16 protein-coding genes and 1 tRNA gene are annotated in these 24080 nt (G+C 71.1%); 9 read left to right on the plus strand and 8 right to left on the minus strand.

Going from position 1 to position 24080, the window contains the following annotated elements:
• Positions 1–255: 255 nt before the first annotated feature.
• Positions 256–329, plus strand: a tRNA-Pro gene (locus WMF11_RS03385).
• 200 nt (positions 330–529) lie between these two features.
• Here WMF11_RS03385 and WMF11_RS03390 read toward each other — a convergent pair.
• The 6 genes from WMF11_RS03390 to WMF11_RS03415 form a co-directional block, all read right to left on the minus strand.
• Complete coding sequence (locus tag WMF11_RS03390) at positions 530–3277, minus strand: ATP-binding protein (RefSeq protein ID WP_437976394.1); 2748 nt, start codon at positions 3275–3277, stop codon at positions 530–532.
• 181 nt (positions 3278–3458) lie between these two features.
• The gene (locus WMF11_RS03395; protein WP_437976395.1) at positions 3459–4430 is read right to left on the minus strand and encodes an electron transfer flavoprotein subunit alpha/FixB family protein; all 972 of its coding nucleotides are present in this window, start codon (positions 4428–4430) and stop codon (positions 3459–3461) included.
• A gap of 105 nt (positions 4431–4535) precedes the next feature.
• Complete coding sequence (locus WMF11_RS03400; protein ID WP_437549430.1) at positions 4536–5363, minus strand: electron transfer flavoprotein subunit beta/FixA family protein; 828 nt, start codon at positions 5361–5363, stop codon at positions 4536–4538.
• A gap of 629 nt (positions 5364–5992) precedes the next feature.
• Entirely contained in the window at positions 5993–6808 is an 816-nt protein-coding gene (locus WMF11_RS03405; RefSeq protein WP_437549433.1) for a hypothetical protein, read from the minus strand.
• 265 nt (positions 6809–7073) lie between these two features.
• Positions 7074–7712: a sigma-70 family RNA polymerase sigma factor gene (locus WMF11_RS03410; protein WP_437976396.1), complete on the minus strand. Its 639-nt coding sequence runs from the start codon at positions 7710–7712 to the stop codon at positions 7074–7076.
• A 50-nt stretch (positions 7713–7762) separates the two neighbouring features.
• Positions 7763–8071 carry a hypothetical protein gene (locus WMF11_RS03415; protein WP_437906965.1) on the minus strand — a complete coding sequence of 103 codons (309 nt, stop codon included), beginning with the start codon at positions 8069–8071 and terminating at the stop codon, positions 7763–7765.
• A 293-nt stretch (positions 8072–8364) separates the two neighbouring features.
• On the opposite strand from WMF11_RS03415, the gene WMF11_RS03420 reads away from it, so the two are divergent.
• The 6 genes from WMF11_RS03420 (at position 8365) to WMF11_RS03445 (ending at position 17688) form a co-directional block, all read left to right on the plus strand.
• On the plus strand, positions 8365–9552 hold the full coding sequence (locus tag WMF11_RS03420) for a serine/threonine-protein kinase (RefSeq protein WP_437976397.1): 1188 nt from the start codon (positions 8365–8367) through the stop codon (positions 9550–9552).
• Positions 9552–12215: a protein kinase domain-containing protein gene (locus tag WMF11_RS03425; protein ID WP_437976398.1), complete on the plus strand. Its 2664-nt coding sequence runs from the start codon at positions 9552–9554 to the stop codon at positions 12213–12215. The genes WMF11_RS03420 and WMF11_RS03425 overlap by 1 nt, the downstream gene beginning before the upstream one ends.
• A gap of 29 nt (positions 12216–12244) precedes the next feature.
• On the plus strand, positions 12245–13336 hold the full coding sequence (locus WMF11_RS03430; RefSeq protein ID WP_437976399.1) for a hypothetical protein: 1092 nt from the start codon (positions 12245–12247) through the stop codon (positions 13334–13336).
• A gap of 14 nt (positions 13337–13350) precedes the next feature.
• Positions 13351–14478: a PEGA domain-containing protein gene (locus tag WMF11_RS03435; protein ID WP_437976400.1), complete on the plus strand. Its 1128-nt coding sequence runs from the start codon at positions 13351–13353 to the stop codon at positions 14476–14478.
• 20 nt (positions 14479–14498) lie between these two features.
• Positions 14499–16082: a PGRS family protein gene (locus WMF11_RS03440; RefSeq protein ID WP_437976401.1), complete on the plus strand. Its 1584-nt coding sequence runs from the start codon at positions 14499–14501 to the stop codon at positions 16080–16082.
• Positions 16083–17142: 1060 nt separating this feature from the next.
• On the plus strand, positions 17143–17688 hold the full coding sequence (locus tag WMF11_RS03445; protein WP_437976402.1) for a PP2C family protein-serine/threonine phosphatase: 546 nt from the start codon (positions 17143–17145) through the stop codon (positions 17686–17688).
• Positions 17689–18116: 428 nt separating this feature from the next.
• On the opposite strand, the gene WMF11_RS03450 is transcribed toward WMF11_RS03445, so the two are convergent.
• Positions 18117–18938, minus strand: a complete 822-nt coding sequence (locus WMF11_RS03450; protein ID WP_437743789.1) for an ATP-binding protein — start codon at positions 18936–18938, stop codon at positions 18117–18119.
• A complete protein-coding gene (gene istA / locus WMF11_RS03455) occupies positions 18938–20524 on the minus strand; it encodes an IS21 family transposase (RefSeq protein ID WP_437974280.1) in 1587 nt (528 codons plus the stop codon). Before istA ends, WMF11_RS03450 begins: the two co-directional genes overlap by 1 nt.
• Positions 20525–20891: 367 nt before the next feature.
• On the opposite strand from istA, the gene WMF11_RS03460 reads away from it, so the two are divergent.
• Both WMF11_RS03460 and WMF11_RS03465 read left to right on the plus strand, forming a co-directional pair.
• Positions 20892–21404, plus strand: a complete 513-nt coding sequence (locus tag WMF11_RS03460) for a hypothetical protein (RefSeq protein WP_437976403.1) — start codon at positions 20892–20894, stop codon at positions 21402–21404.
• Positions 21404–24067 carry a protein kinase domain-containing protein gene (locus WMF11_RS03465; protein ID WP_437976404.1) on the plus strand — a complete coding sequence of 888 codons (2664 nt, stop codon included), beginning with the start codon at positions 21404–21406 and terminating at the stop codon, positions 24065–24067. The genes WMF11_RS03460 and WMF11_RS03465 overlap by 1 nt, the downstream gene beginning before the upstream one ends.
• Positions 24068–24080 lie beyond the last annotated feature (13 nt).

Genomic DNA, 24080 nt, shown 5'->3' on the forward strand with positions numbered 1-24080 from the left:
GACGGGACATTTTTCTTGCGCTCCCACGATTCTTGGCTTCGTGAAACGTCCGGGGCGCCGGGGCGACCCCGAAGTGAGCGAATTCTTGCCGCTTTTTGTCATCTGGCGCTCATGCGGCGCGCGGGCGCTCCCGGGGATACCGTGCGCGCCCGCGGTGCAGCGGTGGAGCCGTGATCATTTCGTATTGACAAGCGGCTCGCTCTTGGCGATGTTGCGCGCCCGCTGTTCAGCGGGCGTTGCTCTTGGGGCAGCGAACGGGGCGTAGCGCAGCCTGGTAGCGCACTCGGTTCGGGACCGAGGAGTCGGAGGTTCAAATCCTCTCGCCCCGACTCAGTTCATCTGGGGATCCACGAAGGGCGGCCTGATGGCCGCCCTTCGTCGTTTGGGCGTGCCGACGGGAAGCGGGGGGGCTTCCTGGCCGGGGGGCGTCTACGTTGACGTCTGGCCGTTTACGTCCACGACCACGTTGACGTCCACGTCCACGTGGACGTCCACGACCACGTTGACGTTGGGGTGGGCGTGGGCGGTCCTAGCCGGTGCGGCCGGCCAGGTTGGCGATCACGGCTGCTAGCTCCGACGCCTCGATCGGCTTGGGCACGTGCGACTGGAAGCCGGCCAGCAGCGCGCGGGTGCGGTCCTGGGCGCTCGCGTACGCGGTCAGCGCCGCGGCGGGGATGCGCCCTCCCTGCTCGGGGCTCTGCGCGCGCAGGCGCCGGATCAGGCTGTAGCCGTCCTCACCGGGCATCCCGAGATCGCTCAGGATCACGTCGGGCTTCTCGCGCTCGATCGCGGACAGCGCCTCGTCGACCGTCGCGACCGCGGTGATGCTCGCCCCCTTGCGCTCCAGCACCGTGGTCACGAGCTCCCGCGCGTCCGGCTCGTCGTCGACCATCAGCACCCGGACGCCCTGGAGCGTCGGCTCCAGCTCGTTGGACAGGGGGACCAGCCCGTCGGCCCTCCGGAGCGCCGCGATGGCGCCCCGGGGCGCGAGCGGGATGTCCACCGTGAACGTCGCGCCCTTGCCGTCCCCGGCGCTCTCCGCCTTCACCGTGCCGCCGTGGAGCTCGATGAGGTGGCGGGCGATCGCAAGGCCGAGCCCGAGCCCGCTGTGCGGCCGCGTGCTCGTGCTGTCGGCCTGGCGGAAGCGGTCGAACACATACGGCAGGAACTCCGGCACGATGCCCTGGCCCGTGTCGCTCACCTGGATGCGGGCCATGCCCTCGGCCCTGCCGAGCTGGATCGACACCTTGCCGCCGCGCGGGGTGAACTTGATCGCGTTCGACAGGAGGTTCCACACCACCTGCTGCAGCCGCGTCTGGTCGCCCGAGATCGGCCCCGCGTTCGGGTCGAGCTGCACGAGCAGCTCGATGCCCTTCGCGTCCGCGCCGTGGCGGACCGCGTCGATGGCGGCGTTGATGATGGGCGGCAGGTCGACCAGCATCACGTCGAGCCGCAGCTTGCCGGTGATGATGCGGGAGGCGTCGAGGAGGTCCTCGACGAGCTGCGCCTGGAGCGTGCCGTTGCGCTCGATCGCCTCCAGCGCGCGGACGTGCGTGTCCGGCTTCAGCGAGCCCTGCCGCAGCATGCGCGCCCAGCCGAGGATCGCGGTGAGCGGGGTCCTGAGCTCGTGCGAGAGCGTCGCGAGGAACTCGTCCTTGGCGCGGTTGACCTGCTGCGACTCGCGGTAGAGCTGGGCGTTGTCGAGCGCGAGCGCGGCGAAGTTGCAGAGCTCCTCGGCGAGCGCGAGATCCTCGACGGTGTAGCGCCGGCTCGGCTCGGTCGAGAGCAGCGTGATCGCCCCGCGCGTCCGGTCCCGGGCGCGCAGCGGCACGATCATCGCCGAGCGGACGCCGAGCTCCCGGAGCAGCGCGAGGTAGGCCGGGTCGTGCGCGCCGGACCAGCACTCGTTGCCCGGCTTCAGCGACGCGGCGCGCTGCCACGCCATGCCCTCGACCTCGGGGAGCAGGAGCGACTCGCCGCACCGGAGCACCGCGTGCACCGCGCGCGGCACCTCGGGATCGGTCGGGTAGCGGGCCGGGAGATCCCGCCCCAGCGCCTTCTTCGTGTCGCTCGCGTGCACGGCCGCGAGCCGGCCCAGCGAGCCGTCCGGCTCGACGATGTCCACCACCGTGGCGTCGGCGATGTGCGGCACCGCGAGGCGGGCGACGTTGGCCAGCGTGCTCTCGTAGTCGAGGCCCGACAGCGCGAGCTGCCGGCTCGCCTCGCCGATGAAGTAGCGCCGCTTGTCGGCGAGCCGCTTCTCGGTCACGTCGCGGAAGACCAGCACGAGCCCGACGAGCTCGCCCTCCTCGCTCCGGATCGGCGCGCCGTTCGAGTCGATCGCGAGCTCCGAGCCGTCCTTGCGCAGCAGCAGCGTGGTGTCGTCGAGCCCGATGATGCCGCCGTGGCGCAGCACCTCGGTGACGGGGTTGTCGAGGTCGTGGCGCGTCTGCTCCGAGATGATCCGGAAGACATCGGACAGGCGGCGGTCCTTCGCCTCGTCGAGCGTCCAGCCGGTCAGCGTCTCGGCCACGGCGTTCATGAAGTCGATCCGCCCGGTGCCGTCGGTCGAGATCACCGCGTCGCCGATGCTCTTCAGGGTGGTCGAGAACTTCGTCTTGCTGACCCGGAGGTCCGCCTCGAGCTGCTTGAACTGGGTGATGTCGGCGAAGATGGACACCGCGCCGAGCATCTCGCCCTCCGGCGAGAAGAGCGGCGCGCAGCTGCCGAGCAGCATCCCGTGGGTGCCGTCGAAGCGCTGGAAGTGGATCTCCTCCGCGGGGACGGTCTCCCTGCGCGACAGGCACCGCGCCATGGACCAGTCGCCGCCCTCGAACGGCCGCCCGTCGGGGTGGAACGCGCGGTAGCGCCCCCAGCCCTCGACGTTCTCGGCCGTGGAGCTGCCGGCCCAGATCCGCTCGGAGGCGCGGTTCTGGAGGATCAGCTTGCCCTGGCTGTCGGAGACGATGATGCCGTGCGGGCTCTCGCTGAGGAGCGCGTCGAGGAGCCCGCGCTCGTGCTGGGTGATCACGCGCAGCCGCTCGACCTCGCGGCGCAGCGCCTCGATCTCCGTGTCGACCGGCGGCACCGACGCCGCGAGCGGCGTGAGCTCGAAGGAGGCGCTCGCGGTCGGATCGAGGCTCACGATCGCGCGGTCGATCTCCATGACCGTCGGGCCGATGAGCCGCCGCTGCTCCGTTGTCCTGGCCGTGTCGTACAGCAATGCCCGCGCCTGCGCGAGCGCCGCGACGATCGGCATGTCCGGGCGTTCGGGCATAGAGGTCAAGGGATCCCACGGCCGCAGGACGCGAACAAGATGCTACGTGCGCGACCTGACACGGAAATCGCGCCCGTGAACGTGAACTCCTCGCTGGACGGACTCATCCGGTGAGCCGGGGTACGCCCGCGTCCCTGGAGGGCGGACGAGGTGCACCCCGGCGGGGTCGGTCGCGCGAGGATCAGCTGCGGGCTGCCTGGATCTGCTTCACGAGCTCGGGCACGGTCGCGAAGAGATCGGCGACCAGGCCGTAGTCGGCGACCTGGAAGATGGGCGCGTCGGCGTCCTTGTTGATGGCGACGATGACCTTCGAGCCCTTCATCCCGGCGAGGTGCTGGATGGCGCCCGAGATGCCGACCGCGACGTAGAGCGAGGGGGCGACGACCTTGCCCGTCTGGCCGACCTGGAGGTCGCTGGCGGCGTAGCCGGCGTCGCACGCGGCGCGGCTGGCGCCGACGGCGGCGCCGAGGACGTCGGCGAGCGGGTCGAGGATCTCGTTGAAGCGCTCCTTCAGGGCGCGGCCGCCGGAGACGACGACCTTGGCCTCGGCGAGCTCGGGGCGCTCGCTCTTCACCTGGTCGAAGGAGACGAACTCGACGCGCTCGGCCGCCGCGCTCGGCGGGACGACCGCGACCTGCTCGATCGGCGACGTCGACCCGGTGGGCTCGGCGGCGGCGAACGCGCTCTGGCGGACGCTCACGACCTGGACGGGGGTCGAGACGGTGCAGACGCCGTACGCGTTGCCGGCGTACATGGGGCGCTTGTACTTGAGCTTGCTCCCCTCGGGGAGGAGCTCGGAGATGTCGCTCGCGAACCCTGCCGAGAGCCGCGCCGCGACGCGCGGGAGCAGGTCCTTGCCGTAGGCGCTCGCGGTGCCCACGACGACGGCGGCGCCCTTGGCGGCCGCCGCGACGGTCGGCACGTAGCGCTCGGCGACGTAGTCCTTCAGCGAGCTCGCCTGGGCCACGAGCACCTTGGCCGCGCCGAGCGTCGCCGCCTCGGCGGCCGCGTCGCCGAGGGCGTCGCCGATCACGAGGATCGAGTACGTCCCGCCGAGCGCCGCCGCCGCCTGCCTCGCGAACGTGACAGCGGAGTGGGTCGTCTTCTTCAGCTTTCCATCGGCGGCCTCGGCCACCACGAGAACGTCAGCCATGATCCCTCCTGCACGACCCGCCGCTGCGGGTCGGGGTCCGCGTCGGCGGCACCCTCGATGTCTTCGGCCTCTTGTCGCGTCCGGTCTTGTCCCTGCTGCGTCCCGTCAGATGACCTTCGCCTCGTTCTTGAGGCGCGAGACGAGCTCGCTGACGTCCTTCACCTTGATGCCCGCCTTGCGCGCGGGGGGCGGCTGGAACGCGCTGTACTGGACCTTGAGCGCCTGGTCCGCGGCGAGGTCGGCGAGCTTCACCTCGGTGAGGGGCTTCTTCTTGGCGGCCATGATCGCGGGGAGCGCCGCGAAGCGGACGCCGTCGTTGTACTTGAACGCGGGCGCCGTCTTCTGGGAGTAGACGCTGGTCGGCGCGACGATGCGCAGGTCGACGGTGACGACGGCCGGCAGGCGCACGCGGAGGGTGGAGACGCCGCCGTCGACCTCGCGGCCGACGAGGAGCGCGCCCTTCTCTTCCTTGATGGTCGCGGCGAACGTGGCGAGCGGCCAGTCGAGCAGCTCGGCGAGGATCTGGCCGACCTGGTTGGAGTCGCCGTCGACGGCCTGCTTGCCCATCAGCACGACGTCGGGCTTCTCGCGCTCGACGAGCGTCTTGAGCGCGCGGGCCACGAGGTCGCCGTCGAGCTTGTCGTCGGTGACGTCGACCCGGATGGCCTTGTCGGCGCCGGTGGCGAGCGCGGCGCGGAGGGTCTGCTCGGTCTCCTTCGGTCCGAAGGTGACGACGACGACCTCGCCCGCCCGCGTCTTCGGCGCCTTGCCGTCCTCGGTCAGGCGGAGCGCCGCTTCGAGCGCGTACTCATCGAACGGGTTCGGCTTCCACTCGAGCCCGGTCGTCTCGATTTTGTCCCCGGAAGCGGGGATCTTCACCTTGTTCGCGTTATCCGGATCGGCGACGCGCTTGAGCGGAACGAGGATCTTCACGGCTCGGTGGCTCCTGTTGCTGTGTGGTAACGCAGAGCGTAGTCCGCCTCGGCAAGGACGCGCCACGCCTGCGGCAGCCGGGCCGGCGGCCCCATGCGTGGACCCGGCGCGCGCGGCTGAAACAGCACGCCCGAGGCGGAGGGAGCCGGTCATGGCAGCGCCGACGTGGTGCGTCAAGCAGGCGCGACGGCCTATTCGAAGGGCGCGAGCCGTGTGAGGGGCCTCGCGGCGCGCGGGGAGACAGAGGTGATCCTTTGTGAGGGGGTGGCGTAGGGGGGCGTTGATGGATGCGCGCCGTTGAGAGGGGGTGGCGGAGGGGGCTCTTGATGGATGGAGTCCGTCAAGAGGGCCCGTCGGAGGGGGGTGGTTAACGGATCGAGTTTGCCAGGAGGCCCCGTCGGAGGGGGGGATTAACGGAGCGAGTCTGCCAGGAGGCCCCGTCGGAGGGGGGTGGTTAACGGATCGAGTTTGCCAGGAGGCCCCGTCGGAGGGGGGTGGTTAACGGATCGAGTTCGCCAGGAGGCCCCGTCGGAGGGGGGATTAACGGAGCGAGTCTGCCAGGAGGCCCCGTCGGAGGGGGGATTAACGGAGCGAGTCTGCCAGGAGGCCCCGTCGGAGGGGCGGCCCCGTCAATCCACGCCGGTCGCCGGGGCTCCCTCGTCGATTGCTGGCTCGCCGGCGTCGGGCGGCGCGCTGCCTTCCACTTCGGTCTCCTCCTTGCCGCCCGAGCGCCGGCGCTCGGCCTTGGCCGCCTCCCGCTGGAGCGGCGCGAGCAGACGGCGCGCCGTCTCCTCATCGGCCCCCTCGAGCTCCAGCATCTGGAGGACGCTGCGCACCACCTTGATCCAGCGGTTGCGCGCCCGGAGCTGCCCGCCGCGCGGGTCGGCCCCATCCGGCCGCTCCTGCGCATGCAGGTGGATCCGCTGCGCGTCGAGCTTGCCGAGCTCGTCGCCCGCGGCAAACCACGCCTGCACCGCCTTGAGCAGGTTGCCCCCCGGCGTCGGCAGCGCCCTGAGCGCCGCCTTGGACTCCGGCGTCAGCCGGTCGCGCGCGAGCTTCACCTCGCCCGCCTCATCGCTGTAGCTCGCCCCGATGAACCTGAGCCCATCCGCGAAGAGCTGATCGCGGATCTCGAGGTAGATCGCCGCGTCCTCGGCATCGTCGGCCAGATCGGCGAAGCCGGTGAGCACCGCATGGGCGCCGCGGGCCTTGCGATCATGGATCTGATCGGTCGCGACCAGCTTCTGCTGGATCTCGGAGATCTGGTCGTCCGCCTTCTTCTGCCGCCGGTGCGACTTCAAGACGCCTTCGTGCGCCTCCTCGATATCGTCGATGAGCGGGGCACACCGCTTCAACGACGCGAGGCGAGGCCTTTCGCGCTCCGGATCGAGCCAGGCGCCGGTGATCTGGACCATTTGACGAGGAGAGAGGTCTTTGAGGGCCATGGTGCCTCCTTGGTTGTCCTCCGGCGACGCGCCGGGGAATGCACCATCCGTCACGCTCCCAGGCAGGATGGGCGTTGTAAATGCTCTTTTGCGCGGCGCGAGATTTCGAGTCGGTCCAGTGCGCGTCCGGGAGGGGCGCCGCGGCGCGATTACCGCTCAATTACGGCCAATTCGCGGCTCGAGAGGGGCTCGGGGGGAGGACGGTGTTATCGCCTGTAATTGCCTTTTGCGCCGGAAGCGCGGGTGGTCCGGCGCGGAGGTCTCTTCAGGTCCCCTCGCTCGGCGGCGGCTCCTCGACGTGGCTCGCCTGCAGATCGCCCCGAAGGCGTTTCCGTAGCTGTTCGTCCATGCGGGTCGCGTACTTCTCGTGGACGCCGAGCGCCGCGGCGACCTGGGCCCACGAGAGCTCCTGCCAGTACCGAAGCTCGATGAGGCGCGCCTCCCGTTCGTCGAGGCCGCGGAGCGCCCCGGCGAGCGCCTCGAAGGCGCGTGTGCGCGCGAGCGCGTCTTCCGGGGGCGCCCTGAGCCGCTCGCCCGTGTCCCCGACGAAGCGGGTGAAGGCGAGCGTCCGGCAATGGGCCATGAGCTGGCCCGACGCGTCGTCGTCGTCGTCGCTGAACGGATCGCCGGTGTCGCGCACCGACTCGGCCGCGTCGAGCGCGGCGGCGGCGCCGGCGCGCCGGATCGGCACGTCGCGGGTCAGCTGCCGCATCACGGCGCCGGCGACCCGCTTCCAGGCATAGATGCCGAGGGGGACGCCGCGTGTTTCATCGAACCCGAGCCCGGCTTCCAGGAGGGCCTGGTAGGCCGTCTGCTCGCAGTCCTCGATGCCCTGGCGCGTCCGCACGCCGTAGATCCGCGCGGTCGCCCTGGCGACGCGGCGAGCGAGGGGGAGCGCCGCCATGATGCGCTCCCGCGGAGGGTGAGATGAAGGAGGAGGACGCCGGTCCCTGATCAATGCCGCCCGCCGGAGGTCCCGTCGTCGGGCGCCGCCGCCTCCTCGCTCGCGCCTCCGCCCTCGCGGGCCACAGCGCCGCTCCCGGCCGGGACGTAGCCCTTCGCCCGCAAGCGAGCGTGGAGCGGCGCCGCCGCCGGGTGGGTCGTGATGAAGACCGTGAGGAACCTGCGGTAATCCTCGAGCTCCTCGGGGGAGAGCACCCCGAGGTACGGGCCGAGCGCGTCGGCGAGACAGGCCTCCACGATGGGATCGGCGTCGCCGGGCGGCTCCAGGTCGTCGTGCTGGTCGGAAGCGTCGTGCGTCATGGGACCTCGCGCAGGGGGCCCGCGTGCGTGCGGCGCCCGTTCCTTCTCCTAAATCACTGTGGGCTGGCCGGTTCAGACAAGGAAAGCGACACGCCGGGATCGATTTGTCGCGCCCCGGGAGGTCGCGGCGGGCGGCGAGCCTGGACCGTGCGCCGGGGCGGGCGGCGGGCCGGGCCTCGGTGGGGGGTAACACCTCGAATCAACGTCGTTTTTCAGGAATCGACATCGCCCGTGCATTTTCTTTGTCTGAACGGGCCCCCTCGTCGTGATTTCCATCTCAGGAGACCTCGCCGGTGGTGGCACGCCGCACGTCAGACAGCTCAGGGCCCTCCGGCGCCGCAGGGGATGTGCTGGAAGGGACACCTTACCGTGCGCTCCGGGTGCTCGGGCGTGGGGGCATGGGGGAGGTCGTCGAGGCGGAGCACCGCGCGCTCCGGAAGCGGGTCGTGGTGAAGCTGGTCCGCCGCGCGCTGGCGCACGATCCGCGGTTCGCGGACCGGCTGCAGGTGGAGGCGCGGGCGCTGGCGGCGGTCTCGTCGCCGCACGTGGTGTCGGTGCTCGATCTGGGGCAGACGCCGTCGGGGCGCCCGTACTTCGTGATGGAGCGGCTCGAAGGGTGGACGCTCGGGGAGGAGCTCCAGCGGCGCGGTCCGCTGCCGGTGGCCGAGGCGATCGATCTGGTGCGGCAGGTGCTGGCGGGGCTCGCGGCGGCGCACCGGGTGGGGGTGATCCACCGCGACGTGAAGCTCGACAACGTGTTCCTGTGCGCGCCGGGGGCGGCGGCGCCGGGCGACACGCGGGTCGCGAAGGTGCTCGACTTCGGCGTCGCAAAGGTGCTCGACGGCGCCCTGGCCGGCGCGGCGCCGGGGGCGCCGCCTGCTTTGGACGGGCCGGCGTATCCGACCGAGGCCGGGCTGCTCGTGGGGACGCCGCGGACGGCCTCGCCGGAGCAGGCGCAGTGCCAGCCGGTGGACGCGCGGGCGGATGTGTATGCGGTGGGGCTGCTGATGTATACGCTGGTCGTGGGGCACGGTCCGTTCGCCCATGTCGAGGACGCGCTGGGGGTGCTGCGCGCGCACGTCGTGGAGCCGCCGGCGCCGCCGTCGCGGTACGCGGGGCAGCGGATCCCGGCGGAGCTGGACCGTGCGGTGCTGAAGGCGCTTGCGAAGCGGCCGGAGGAGCGGTTCCAGAGCGCGGAGGCGTTCGGGGAGGAGCTGAAGCGGATCGCGGGGGAGCTGGCGGAAGGCGGAGGGACCTGGAGAGCGGGGCGGGCGCCGGCGGCGGAGGCAGGGTGGGGACCGCAGAGCAGGGCGTGGTTCGAGGCGGTGGCGGAGGGCACGAGCGGGGTGAGGGCCGGCGGAGGCGTGACGGCGGAGGCGGCGCCGGTGGACGCGTGGGTGTTCGCGGGGCTGACGCTCGCGAGCACGGCGGTGTTCTCTGCGATCGCGGCGCTGGTGCTTCGCGGGATGGGGGTGTGGTGATGGCGCGGGAGGCGCTGAAGGCCGGGGACGTGTTCCTTGACTACCGGATCACGGAGGTGATCGACGCGGGTGGGATGGGAGAGGTGTACAAGGCAGTGGAGGACTACTCGGAGGATGTGGTGGCGATCAAGTGCATGCTGCCACGGCACCTGAAGAGAGAGGACTTCGCGAGGCGGTTCCGGCAGGAGTGCAAGTTCTATCCGAAGCTGAAGCACCCGAACATCGTGCGGATGAGGAAGGCCGGGGTGTCGCCGGATCACGTGGCGTACATCGTGATGGATTACCTCGAGGGCAGGACGCTGAGGAAGCTCTTGAACAAGGCGTACCGGCTGGACTTCCTGAGCGCGATGCACGTGATGCTGCAGGTGGCGGACGCGATGACGTTCGTGCACTCGAAGGGGATATGGCACCGTGACCTGAAGCCCGAGAACATCATGGTGGGGACGAAGGCGGACGCGAAAGGGCACGTGTGGCTCTTGGACTTCGGGATAGCGAAGTTCGCGGACGGAGGGATGAACACCGATGATCTGCCGGACGTGGGTACGGTGAGGTACATCTCTCCGGAGCAGGTGAAGCTGCTGTACACGAGCTCGAGGAAGGCGGAGCGCGTGGAGCGGGCGAGGCCGGACGGGCGCACGGACATCTACGCGTTCGGGGCGATCTTCTACGAGGTGCTGACGGGGAAGCACCTGTTCCTGGACGACAGCGAGCCGGCGACGGCGGAGGAGACGCTGACAGGGCACCTCGTGGCGGCGCCGGAGCCTGTGCACGAGATCGTGCCGGATTGCCCGGAGTTCGTGTGGCCGGTGGTGGCGAAGTGCATCGCGATCGACCGTGAGGAGCGGTATCCGAGGTTCGACGACGTGGCGCGTGACCTGCGGGGGCTGTTGAGAGAGACGGTGCCTGCGGGGCACGTGCTGGCGCAGCGGCTGGCGCAGGAGCGGATGGAGGCGGAGCGTCAGGCGGCGTTCGCGGGGGTGGCGCTGGAGGACAGCGCGCCGGTGGAGGAGGAGAAGGGCGGAGCAGGCGAGGAGGAGACGGAGGAGGCGCGGCAGGAGGGCGAGAAGCGGGCGCGGCGGGTGGTGCACGGGGAGACGGCGCCGCTGGAGCAGTTCGTGGCGCCTGCGAGCGCGCTGCCGTTTGCGCCGGCGTCGAGGGTGCCGCGAGGGCGGGGGGCGGGGCATACGGAGCCGCTGCCGGCGCTGAAGGCGCTGGAGTCGACGGCGAAGCTGTCCGGGGCGTGGGCGGAGAAGATGGCGCAGCGAGCGGCGGGGGCGGCGGCGATGCCGCAGCCGCCGGCGGAGGTGAGGGCGGGGAGTTACTCGGGGCCGGTGCCGATGCCGCAGTCGCACGGTGGACCGCCGTCGCTGCCGCAGTCGCACGGAGGGCCGGTGCCGATGCCGCAGGCGTATGCGGGACCGCCGCCGCTGCCGCAGTCGCCCGGAGGGCCGGTGTCGATGCCGCAGGCGTATGCGGGACCGCCGCCGCTGCCGCAGGCGTATGCGGGACCGCCGCCGCTGCCGCAGTCGCACGGAGGCCCGGTGTCGCTGCCGCAGTCGCACGGAGGGCCGGTGCCGATGCCGCAGGCGTATGCGGGACCGCCGCCACTGCCGCAGTCGCACGGAGGCCCGGTGTCGATGCCGCAGGCGTATGCGGGACCGCCGCCGCTGCCGCAGTCGCACGGAGGCCCGGCGCCGCTGCCGCAGGCGTATGCGGGACCGCCGCCGCCGATGCCGCAGGCGCAGGGCGGGCCGGCGTCGCACGCGGGGGCGCAGGGGTATGGTGGACCGCCGCCGTTGCCAGTAATGGAGACGCAGCACGCGGTGCCATTGAGGGAGGCACGACGAGCGTCACCGCCGCCGCCGCAGGAGGTGGAGCTGCCGTACGTGACGCCGCAGCTCCTGGCGACGGAAGCGTCGCGACCGGGAACGGCGCCGCCGATCGCGGGGCGGCCAGCGGCGCCGAGCTCGGTGACGGCGCCGAGCGCGGGACCGGTGGAGGCGTTGAGGAAAGAGACGCCGACGACGCCGGCGCCGGCGGCGCTGCTGACGCAGCCGCGGCGGGCGCCGAGAGCGTACGTTCTGGCGCCGCTGGTGGCGCTGGCGCTGACGCTGGGGGGCGTGGGGGTGGTGCTGGGGCTGCGCTCGGCGCGCGACACGGCGCCGGCGCCGGTGACAGGAGAGCCGGCGGCAACGGCGGCGCCGGCCGAGAGCGCCACGGCGGCAGCAGCAGCGGCGCCGACCGAGAGCGCGGCGGCTGCAGCGCCGCCGCCCGAGGCGAGCGCGGCGGCGCCCGTGCCGGAGGCGATGGCGAGCGCGGCGGCGAGTGCGGCCGAGGCGGCGGTGGAGGCCGGAGCCGTGGAGAAGACAGGGGCGGCAGCGGAGGTCGAGGTGCCTGCTCCCGAGGAGCAAGCGGAGGCGGCGAAGGCAGCGGCAGAGCCGGCGAAGGCAGAGCCGGCGAAAGCTGCGGGGGTGAAGGCGGCGCCGGCGGAGACGGAGGACGACGAGGACTTCTACCCGATGCCGAAGCGTCAGAAGCCGTCGTTTCTGAGGGTGATCGAGGAGCGGAAGAAGGTGGCGCCGGCGAAGCCGGCCGCGCCTGCGAAGCAACAGGGCGCGAAGCCAGCCGGGCCATGCGCCACGGCGGGGTGCAGGCCGTTCTAGTGTGTGGTCGCTGAGGAGAGAGGTCTTCGATGGGCAGCAACAAGGACAGCGACGACATCCGGCAGTACCTGCCGGACCTCGAGAGCATCCGGCGCGAGGCGGATCCTGAGGTTGCGGAGCAGAAGCTGCGGCAGGCGCAGAACAACCCGGAGCTTGACCGCGCGCTGTCGGAGATGCAGCAGCAGAAGGCGACGGGGCAGCCGCTGTTCCAGTTCCCGGTGGTGCCTGCGCTGGCCAAGGAGCGAGCGGGGCCGCCGCCGTTTCCGGGGCAAGCGGCGCGGACGCCGCTGCCGGTGCAGGCGGTGCCGCCGCCGTATCCGGTGCCGGGGCCGCAGCAGGCAGGGGCGTACGGGGCGGGGGCGCCGCAGCACGGGGCGGCGATGACGCAGCAGGTGCCGGTGCTGCAGCAAGGCGCGACGGCGGCGCAGCGCACGGCGGCGCAAGGCGCGCCGGTGCAGCAGGGCGCGCCGGTGCACCAGCACGGCGCGCTGGTGACGCAGCGAGTGCCGGTGTTCGGGGGCGCGGCTGCGCCGCAGCGGGCGCCGGTGCAGCAGCAGGGCGTGCCGGTGCAGCAGCAGGGGGCGCTGGTGCAGCAGCCGGGAGCGATGGCGCCGAGCCAGTGGGCGGACCGAGCGCTGCCGCCGATCGACAAGGCGCTGCTGCCGTCGTCGTTGCTGCCGGTGACACCGCCGCCGGTCGCGGTGCCGAAGGCGCCGGCAGCGACGCCGGCGACTGGAGGGCGCCGGCAGTGGATGCCGACGTGGCTCATGGTGGTGCTGGCGGTGATCGCGGTGAGCAGCCCGTTCGTGCTGGCGAGGATCCTGGGGCAAGAGGAGCCGCCGAAAGAGCCGGAGCCGGCGCCGCCGCCGAGCGGGGCGCCAGCGCCGAGCACGCAGGCGCCGCCGGCGGCCTCGGAGCTGTTGCCACCGGCAGCGCCGGATGCGGTCGAGCCAAGCCTCGACGACACCGCGACGGCGAGCCAACCGCCAGCGCCGCCGGCGCCGCCAGCGCCGGTGTCGCCTGTGCCCGCGCGGCCGACGGCTGTGGTGCCGCATCGACCGCAGACTCCGGCCGCGCCGGCGCCCACGGAGCGGCCACAAGACGAAGGATGGATGGAGTGAGACCGCGTGGAGCCATGATGATGAACTTCCGATCGCTTGCTGTAGTGCTGACCGTTGCGACCTTGATGGCCGACCCTGACATCGCTGCCGCGCAGCCGGCGGCGCCGCCTGTCGCGCCGGGGACGGCGCCTGCCAGCGCCGCGGACGCGACGAAGCGGGCCGAGGCGCTCGTCGACAAAGCGAAGTCGCTCTATCTGGAGCGCAAGTACCAAGATGCCGAGGAGGCGCTGCTGGTGGCGTGGGAGCTGAACCCGACGTTCGACGTGGCGTACAACCTCGGGAACACGGAGTACCAGCTGAAGAAGCACAAGGAAGCAGCGACGTACCTGTCGTTCGCGCTGAGACACTGGCCGCTGCTGAAGGGTGTGGCGAAGCTGAAGCCGAATGCGGAGAAGTGGCTGGCGGAGTCGCGGGCGCAGGTGGGTGCGGTGACGGTGACGATCAGCATGGCCGGAGCGGAGGTGCTGGTGGACGGCAAGAGCGTGGGCCGGGCGCCGCTGGAAGGAGAGGTGTTCGTCGACCCCGGCGAGCACCGGATAGAGGCGAGGCATCTGGACTACGAGCCGGCGAGCCAGACGGTGAGTGTGGCGAAGGGAGCGACGGCGGAGGTGAAGCTGTCGATGGCGCTGGCGAAAGCCGAGCCGCGGGCGTCGGCGGGCGTGAAGACGGAGGGGGGGGCGAACGCGTCGTTCGCGGGGGCGGGGGCGCCGGTGACGGGGCAGCCGCCGGCGCCGGTAGAGCCGCCACCGCCGCTGCCGGGGAAGAGCTGGGTGCCGGCGATCGCGCTGGGCGCGGCGAGCGTGGTGGGGCTCGGCGTGGGGATCGGGATGACGGTGGCGTCGAATGCTGCGAGCGATGATGTCGACGCGCAGGGAAGTGCGATCATTGACGCAGGCGGGCAGTGCAAGCGACCGCCGAGCGCGTTCGTGGATCGTTGCACGGAGCTGTATGACGCAGGTTCGCGCGAGGAAACGTTCGGCAATGGGGCACGAGTCGCGTTTGCAGCGTCAGGCGTGCTTGCCGTCGCCGCGGTGACTTATGCTCTGTGGCCGCGGCCCAAGGCGCGGGTGGCGGCGCCATTGCGCGTACTGCCTGAAGTAGGGGCTCAAAGCGCAGGGGTCACCCTGCTTGGCGTCTGGTGACGAGCTGCAGAGAGAAGAAGATGAGAATCCAAGCGAAGCAGCGGGTATGGGCGACTGCGGCGATCGCCATCATGGCCAGCGGCTGTGATGCGCTGTGGCTCGATGTGACAGGGAATTGCCAGCGGATGGTGACGTGCGACTACTTCGTTCAAGCTGGAACCGGTGGCGGGACACCAGCGAGCTGCGTGCCGAGCGAGACGACGGAGGCGGTAGGGGACGCGTGTGGCGTGTTCGTGTCGGCGAGCGGCAACGACGAGGGCGCCGGGACAAAGGCGGACCCTGTGAAGACGCTGAGCGAGGCGATCGCGCGGGCGGCGGATCAGGAGAGCGCGGTGTACGCGTGCGCAGAGACATTCGCAGAAGCGGCGGAGATCCCTGCGGGCACGGCGGTGTTCGGTGGACTCGACTGCGCGAACGGTTGGACCTGGATCGGCGAGACGGCGAAGACGGTCGTGGCGCCCCCCGAAGCGGCGGAAGAGGAGATCGGGCTGAAGGTGACGCGGGGCGATGCGTCCGTGAGGATCGAGGACGTGTCTGTGCATGCAGCGGATGCCAAGGCACCGGGCACGTCGTCGATCGCGGTGCTGGTGGATGGAACGACGGTTGAGCTGGCGCGGTGCGAGCTCATCGCGGGCAAGGGAGCGGATGGTGCGGAGGGAGAGGATGCGGACCCCGAGGCACCAGAGCAGGCGTCGCCTGGGAACGCCGGCACGAACGCGTGCAGCGATGTTGATGGCACGCCGGGTCCAGACACAACGCTGTCCGGTGGCGCCCAAGTGGTCAACGAGTGCGGCGGGGGGCTGTCGATCGGCGGTGGTGGTGGTGATGGAAATGTGCTGAATGGCACCGGCGGAGATATCGGAACGCCAGTGAGCGCGGGAAATGGATCTGGCGGACTCGGAGAGAGTGGCGATGGCTGGAACTGCAATGTCGGCGGCACAAATGGTGGCGCTGGTGTTGGTGACAACGGCGCCCGCGGCGACGCCGGCGTTGCCGCGAGCGGCCCGGGCACGCTGAACTCGTCGGGGTACGCGGGCATGAGCGGCGGAGCTGGCGGACCGGGCAAGCCGGGGCAAGGCGGCGGCGGAGGCGGCGGCGCGAAGGGCGGTGCGGCGATCTGCTCGGGGGCCATGCCGGGAGCTGGGGCGAGCGGAGGCAGCGGCGGGCCTGGTGGCTGCGGTGGGCTGCCCGGGCAAGGCGGCGGCGCCGGCGGAGCGAGCATCGCGCTGGCGAGCGTGGAGGGGAAGGTGACGCTGAAGGACTGCGTCCTGAAGGCGGGCGAGGGGGGCAAGGGAGGTGCGGGGGGCGACCTCCAGCCGGGCGGATCCGGCGGGCTCGGTGGTGTTGGTGGCATGGGGGTCGGCGGGTCGAAGAACGCGTGTGCTGGTGGGCAGGGAGGCCAGGGAGGCAACGGTGGTCCAGGAGGAGGAGGCCTCGGCGGGCCGTCGTTCGCGATCGCGTACCGAGGCGAGGCGGTGAAGCAGGAAGGGCAGACGATGCTGCAACCCGGCACGCCTGGCACTGGCGGACCTGGCGGCAGCAACAACGTGTCGGAGAACGCGGGGGCGGCAGGCACGGCGGCGGTGGAGCAGGAATTTCCGTGAGCGACCGATGAGGTAGCGGGCGGCGTCGCCGGTGGCGCCGCCCGCCGCCGCCGCGGGCAGCGGCGGGCGGGAGGTGGTGACGATCGCGCGAAGCGCCATCGAAGGGGCGAGGTGTGTCCCGTAGGCGACACGGCGAGCAGGGCCCGGTGGACCGCTGCCACCGACAAGCGGCGGAGAAAGTGAGGACGACCGTACGATTTGGTGACAATCCCGCTTGGCTAAGCGTAACTGGGCGAAAAGGCTTCAATTTCAGAAGAAATCCCTTGGAGAGCGCTTCCGTTATCGGCAGAATGCACGACGCGCGATCCCGAGGAGCGCCCTGTCGATGCGCCGGAAGTCCAGCGGAAACGATGTCCCTCCCTTGGAAAGACGCCCGAGCCTGAGCGCGAGGGTGGAATGGGAGCGGATGTGGGTACGGCGGTTCGGTCTCGAGGACGTCGAGTGGGATCCGGAGGAGTCCTGCGAGCACTGCATCGAGAAGAGAGCGGCTCGGGAAGCGGTGATGGCGGAGCTTGCATCACGGTCGGGGAACCGACCGAAGCGGCGGGTGAGCTATGGGCCCAGCCCATCCAGGATGGGTGGGCGAATGAAGCGGAGCAGGCGCCATGGCAGACGGCTGCTGCTGAAGCTGGTGCGATTGGCGCGGCTCGATCGCGAGGACGTTTGAGCGCTTGACCGAGTGGCCCCGTTGCGAGCTCCCAGCTCGAGCGAGCAGCCGCTGACGGGCTGAGCACGCCGAGGGCGCACGGCGGCGGCACGGCGCGCTGGGCGACAGAGTAGAAACCGGCGCACCGCGGGTGTGGTGCGCCCTGACTCGGCTCGTCCGTGCGACGAGCGTGCGAGGTGGACGATGGTGTGTCTAGCGCTCGCCATCGAGGCGGGGGCGGATGCCCCCATGTCGAGGCGTCGTGCGAGCAACGAGGAGCGCTCGGGTGAGCTGCCCTGTCTGGGGCTGTTCCTGGTCACGGGTGGATTCGGCGGAGAGGTTGTCTCCCGTACTGCTGTTGAGGTGGTGCACGCATGCTTGGAAGGTAGTACGGAACGAGGTGGTGCTGGTGAGATGACTGCACCGCAGTGCCGGGACGAAGTGCGACTCATGATGAGTCCTCGTCGAACCTGTCATTTCCGCCGCGAGGGCGATCGTCCGGGCCGGAGCGGCGCGCCGGTGAGCTTCGCCGGTGTCCTGCTCGCGCCGGGGGCGGTGTACATCGCCTACGTCGGCGAGATGCGGATCTATCGATTCCGCGGCGGCAGGTTGGAGGAGCGAACGCGTGGTTTCGTGGCGCTAGACGGTGGCGTGTCGGAGGAATCCGTCTCGACGGACGCACTGGCCATGCTTGCCCAACAGGCGAACGTGGCAACACGCGCGCTCGGCTGCGAGGCTGCGACGGAGATGAAGACCCAGGTTGAATGCACCGAGCCAGGCGACGTCTTCCTCGTGAGCTCGGGTGGCCTCTGGGGCTCGGTGCCCGAGCACCGCATCAGCGGGATCCTTGCGGCGCACGGTGAACTGCGCTTAGCGGCGAGCTTGTTGATGGACTGTGCTTATGAGCACGGCGAGCCCGAGCAGCTGACGTGTCTTCTCGCGCGCGTCGGTCACGTCTGAGCAGGCGCTCGAAGGGGGAGCGGTGCATAAACATTGGAGGTCGATGAGGCCATGGCGAGGCGACCCCTCCCGTCCCGCGCGTAGCGCGTGCCACGTCGCAGGGTCATGGGGCCACCCCGTCGCAGGGTCATGGGGCCAGGGGGAGACACCGTGATCGGTCTCGACCATGCCCGAGACCGCGAAGCGTGTCGAGGTCCCCGGAGCCGGGCGCGCAGCGACCGGCGACGTCTCTCTTTTCGCAGGGTCATGGGGCCACCCAGGCCCCCGGTAGATCCCGGCAGGGTCCGCGACGCTCAGGAGCAGGCAGGTTCGCCCCGCCCCCAGCAACACCAGCGGTCCCATCGACGAGGGTGGGCGAGGCACGCCGCTCGGAGCGAGGGGTCAGAGGCGCGGCCCCAGGCTCGACGTCCTCGCCGGGGCCGCAGCGGTCATCGCCGCCTGCCGCGTGGGTGGGTGGGCGGCTTGCTGCGCGCGGGCACCAGCGCGGCCGTGGTGCTCTCGTCGAGCTTCGGCTTGAGCCGCGGTCTGTACGACTCCCCGTCGATGATGAAGTCGAACGCCGCGTTCTTGAACCGATCGACGGCGCTCTGCGCGAGCAGCACGTCGTCGAACATCGCGAGCCACTCAGCCGTGTCGCGATTGCTCGTGACGATCATCGAAGCGTTGCCTGTGCGTTCGAGGAAGAGCTGGTACACGTCGCGGCTCTCTTCCTTGTTCATCGCCTCGAGCGCGAAGTCGTCGAGGATGAGCAGGTCGACGGTCGTGAGCGCGACCATCTCGGCGTCGCGTGAGTTGTCGAGTCTGCTCTGGCGCAGCCTGCGCAGCATCGCGTCCGCGCGCAAGAAGCGCACGCTGTAGCCGTGCTGGCACGCGAGGTGTCCGAGCGCGTTCGCGAGGTAGGTCTTGCCCACGCCGACAGAGCCGAGGATGACGATGTGCTTGTGCTCTTCGAGGAAGCGTAGGCTCGTGAACCCGCCGAGCAGACGCTTGTCGAAGCTGACCTTCGCGGTCTTGTCCCAGAGCTCCAGGCGCATGGCCGGGTCGAGCCCGGCGTCGCGTACGCGGCTCTCCGTCGCGCTGGCCTCGCGGCGCGCGATCTCGTCGGTGAGCAGCATGAGCAACAGCTCCTCGTGTCCCATCGACTGCTTCTCGGCGACCAGGAGACGCTCGCGCAGCGTCGCCGCGATGCGGCCGAGACGAAGGCGCTTGAGCGCTGTGATGAGCGCAGGGTCGACATCGCTCGAGCTCATCACGAGTCCTCCTTGGTCGCGGCAGCCGCCGGCATGCGCGTCGCGAAGTGCTCCGTGCTGCGCGCGAACCGCGGCGCGGGCAGCGCAACGACCGTGCGCTGCCCCGTGGACGGTGACGCCGGCGTCTTCGCCGTCTCGAGCATGCGCGCCACGCGCTGCACGTCGATGACATCAAACGCGAGCGCGCTCTGGCAGATCGCCTCGACACGCCCATTACCGAACTTCTTGCACAGACGCAGCAGCGCGTAGACCAGCCGCATGCGCGTCCAGGGCAATGGCACCGCGAGCAGTCGCTCAGCGTAGACGCCGACGTGCACTCCGCACGTCTTCGCGCTCGCGATGAGCGAGGCGACGTCGCGCACCGCTGCGACGTCCTTGCCCATGGGGTAGTCGCTCGGATCGGTGGAACGCTTGCCCGGCGCGACGCGCGCGTGCACTTTCACGAGCTCCGTACCGGCGTAGATTCTCACCGACGCGCTGTCGGCGCGGACGCGCACCGTGCTGCCGACGTAGCGGGTGGGCACGCTGTAGAGCGACCGGAGCACCTGCACGTGATGATCGGGGTGCACCTTCGCGTCGGTCCAGTACGGCACGTCGAACGGTGCTGCCGGCGCCGGCTTCATGGCGCTCCTCTCGCGCGCCTCGAACACCTCGCGCGGTACCTCGCGCGTCGTGCCGTGGACGCGCGCGCCGGCAACGTCGCGGCACCACCGCTCAGCCGACACGCGCGCGTCGTCGAGGCTCGTGAACGATTCGCCGTCGAACCAGCTCTCCCGCACGTAGGCGACCTGATTCTCGACACGCGCCTTGTCTCTCGGCGACCGGACACGCGCGGCATCGACGAACAGCCCGCGCGTCTGCGCGTAGTCGAGGAAGGCTGGCACGAGCACGGGGGCAAGCTCGTCGGCGCGCAGCACGATGGCTTTCATGTTGTCCGGGATGATCACGCGCGCCATCGCGTCGAAGAACCGCCACGCGGCATCCAGGCCCGCGCACACCGCCACGGTGGTCTGCTCGAACGACGGCCACACGAACTGGTAGCGGCTGTACACGAGCGTCACCACGAGCACCCACAGATTGCGAGCTCGCTGCGTCGCAGGATCGAACAGCCTGCCCATGAGGCCGAAATCGACCTGCGCGACCTCGCCGGGCTCGGTATCAGCGACACGAACCGTCGGCGTCTTCTTGCGCCACGCGAGCTCCTCCTTGGCGAAGCGCCAGAGCGTGTCGTAGCTCGCCGTGACGCCGTGGTCGCGCTGGAGCAGCGTGTGGATTTTCCGCAGCTTCAGCGGGCGAGATTGAGCGAGCCAGGCCTCGATACGCACGCGATGCGCGTCGATCTGCTTCCTCTCGTCGCTCGCGTCGGGCACCGGGCGCGCCTGCACGCGCTGGGCGATCGCGTGAATCTCCTCGTCCGTCGGCTCGCGGTCGAGTGGCAGTGGCAGCGTCGCTGCGGCCTCGAAGTACCTGCCGACCGTCTTGCGATCGAACCCCGTCTCGCGCGCCACCTGACGCGCGCTTTGCCCCGCCGCACGACGGCGGAGCATTTCCTTGATGTCAACCATGATCAGCTCTCGGTAGGGCATCGGGCTCCTTCCGACGGCGACCCGCGCCGTCATCGGAAGGAGCCCGTCTCAGATCCCGACCGCGGCGTCCCGAGCTGGCCCCATGACCCTGCGAAAAACCTCGGAAGCTGGCCCCATGACCCTGCGAAAAACTGGGTCACGCCCCCGCGCGGGTGGCCCCATCCTCCTGCGATTGGGGTGGCCCCATGACCCTGCGAAAAACGCCGTCAGGTGGCCCCATGACCCTGCGAACTGGCAGCGCGGGACTTGGGAGGGGCGGGCGGCGCGCAGGCGCGAAGCGCCGAGCACCGACCGGGGGAGGGCATCCCTCTCTTCTATTCTCATGTCCTATGCATTTTCATTTCGAATTGATGGTCGATCTCAGCCCGTGGACGCGCGGGCGGATGTGTATGCGGTCGGGCTGCTGATGTATACGCTGGTCGTGGGGCACGGTCCGTTCGCCCATGTCGAGGACGCGCTGGGGGTGCTGCGCGCGCACGTCGTGGAGCCGCCGGCGCCGCCGTCGCGGTACGCGGGGCAGCAGATCCCGGCGGAGCTGGACCGTGCGGTGCTGAAGGCGCTGGCGAAGCGGCCGGAGGAGCGGTTCCAGAGCGCCGAGGCGTTCGGGGAAGAGCTGGGGCGCATCGCGGGGGAGCTGGCGGAAGGCGGAGGGACCTGGAGAGCGGGGCGGGCGCCGGCGGCGGAGGCAGGGTGGGGACCGCAGAGCAGGGCGTGGTTCGAGGCGGTGGCGGAGGGCACGAGCGGGGTGAGGGCCGGCGGAGGCGTGACGGCGGAGGCGGCGCCGGTGGACGCGTGGGTGTTCGCGGGGCTGACGCTCGCGAGCACGGCGGTGTTCTCTGCGATCGCGGCGCTGGTGCTTCGCGGGATGGGGGTGTGGTGATGGCGCGGGAGGCGCTGAAGGCCGGGGACGTGTTCCTGGACTACCGGATCACGGAGGTGATCGACGCGGGTGGGATGGGAGAGGTGTACAAGGCAGTGGAGGACTACTCGGAGGATGTGGTGGCGATCAAGTGCATGCTGCCACGGCACCTGAAGAGAGAGGACTTCGCGAGGCGGTTCCGGCAGGAGTGCAAGTTCTATCCGAAGCTGAAGCACCCGAACATCGTGAGGATGAAGAAGGCCGGGGTGTCGCCGGATCACGTGGCGTACATCGTGATGGATTACCTCGAGGGCAGGACGCTGAGGAAGCTGTTGAACAAGGCGTACCGGCTGGACTTCCTGAGCGCGATGCACGTGATGCTGCAGGTGGCGGACGCGATGACGTTCGTGCACTCGAAGGGGATATGGCACCGTGACCTGAAGCCCGAGAACATCATGGTGGGGACGAAGGCGGACGCGAAGGGGCACGTGTGGCTCTTGGACTTCGGGATAGCGAAGTTCGCGGACGGCGGGATGAACACCGATGATCTGCCGGACGTGGGTACGGTGAGGTACATCTCTCCGGAGCAGGTGAAGCTGCTGTACACGAGCTCGAGGAAGGCGGAGCGCGTGGAGCGGGCGAGGCCGGACGGGCGCACGGACATCTACGCGTTCGGAGCGATTTTTTATGAGGTGCTGACAGGGAAGCACCTGTTCCTGGACGACAGCGAGCCAGCGACGGCGGAGGAGACGCTGACAGGGCACCTTGTGGCGGCGCCTGAGCCAGTGCACGAGATCGTGCCGGATTGCCCTGAGTTCGTGTGGCCCGTGGTGGCGCGGTGCATAGCGATCGACCGTGAGGAGCGGTATCCGAGGTTCGACGACGTGGCGCGTGACCTGCGGGGGCTGTTGAGAGAGACGGTGCCTGCGGGGCACGTGCTGGCGCAGCGGCTGGCGCGGGAGCGGATGGAGGCGGAGCGTCAGGCGGCGTTCGCGGGGGTGGCGCTGGAGGACAGCGCGCCGGTGGAGGAGGAGAAGGGCGGAGCGGGCGAGGAGGAGACGGAGGAGGCGGGGCAGGAGGGCGGGATGGAGCGAGGCGGCGCGGAGCAGGGCGAGAAGCGGGCGCGGCGTGTGGTGCACGGGGAGACGGCGCCGCTGGAGCAGTTCGTGGCGCCGGCGAGCGCGCTGCCGTTCGCGCCGTCGTCGCGGGTGCCGCGGGGGCGGGGCGTGGGGCATACGGAGCCGCTGCCGGCGCTGAAGCCGCTGGAGTCGACGGCGAAGCTGTCGGGGGCGTGGGCGGAGCGGATGGCGCAGCGAGCGGGGGCGGCGGCGATGCCGCAGCCGCCGGCGGAGGTGAGGGCGGGGAGTTACGCGGGGCCGGTGCCGATGCCGCAGTCGCACGGTGGACCGCCGTCGCTGCCGCAGTCGCACGGAGGGCCGGTGTCGATGCCGCAGGCGTATGCGGGACCGCCGCCGCTGCCGCAGTCGCACGGAGGGCCGGTGTCGATGCCGCAGGCGTATGCGGGACCGCCGCCGCTGCCGCAGTCGCACGGAGGGCCGGTGTCGATGCCGCAGGCGTATGCGGGACCGCCGCCGCCGATGCCGCAGGCGTATGCGGGACCGCCGCCGCTGCCGCAGTCGCACGGAGGCCCGGTGTCGCTGCCGCAGTCGCACGGAGGGCCGGTGCCGATGCCGCAGGCGTATGCGGGACCGCCGCCACTGCCGCAGTCGCACGGAGGCCCGGTGTCGATGCCGCAGGCGTATGCGGGACCGCCGCCGCTGCCGCAGTCGCACGGAGGCCCGGCGCCGCTGCCGCAGGCGTATGCGGGACCGCCGCCGTTGCCAGTAATGGAGACGCAGCACGCGGTGCCATTGAGGGAGGCACGACGAGCGTCACCGCCGCCGCCGCAGGAGGTGGAGCTGCCGTACGTGACGCCGCAGCTCCTGGCGACGGAAGCGTCGCGACCGGGAACGGCGCCGCCGATCGTAGCGTGGCCAGCGGCGCCGAGCTCGGTGACGGCGCCGAGCGCGGGACCGGTGGAGGCGTTGAGGAAAGAGACGCCGACGACGCCGGCGCCGGCGGCGCTGCTGACGCAGCCGCGGCGGGCGCCGAGAGCGTACGTGCTGGCACCGCTGGTGGCGCTGGCGCTGACGCTGGGGGGCGTGGGGGTGGTGCTGGGGCTGCGCTCGGCGCGCGACACGGCGCCGGCGCTGGTGACAGGAGAGCCGGCGGCATCGGCGGCGCCGGTGGAGAGCGCGATGGCCAGCGCGGTGCCGCCAGCCGAGGCGGTGCCGGTGGCGGCGCCGCCGGTCGAGGCGGTGCCGGCGGCGCCTGCGCCGGAGGCGACGGCGAGCGCAGCGGCGGCGAGCACGGCCGAGGCGGCAGCAGCCGACGCGGCTGCGAAGGGGGCGGCAGCAGAGGCCGAGGCACCTTCTTCCAAGGCGCAGGCGGAGGCGGCGAAGGCAGCGGCAGAGCCGGCGAAAGCTGCGGGGGTGAAGGCAGCGCCGGCGGAGGCGGAGGACGACGAGGACTTCTACCCGATGCCGAAGCGTCAGAAGCCGTCGTTTCTGAGGGTGATCGAGGAGCGGAAGAAGGTGGCGCCGGCGAAGCCGGCCGCGCCTGCGAAGCAACAGGGCGCGAAGCCAGCCGGGCCATGCGCCACGGCGGGGTGTAGGCCGTTCTAGTGTGTGGTCGCTG

Source organism: Sorangium sp. So ce295 (assembly GCF_051527405.1).
Lineage (GTDB): Bacteria > Myxococcota_A > Polyangia > Polyangiales > Polyangiaceae > Sorangium > Sorangium cellulosum_B.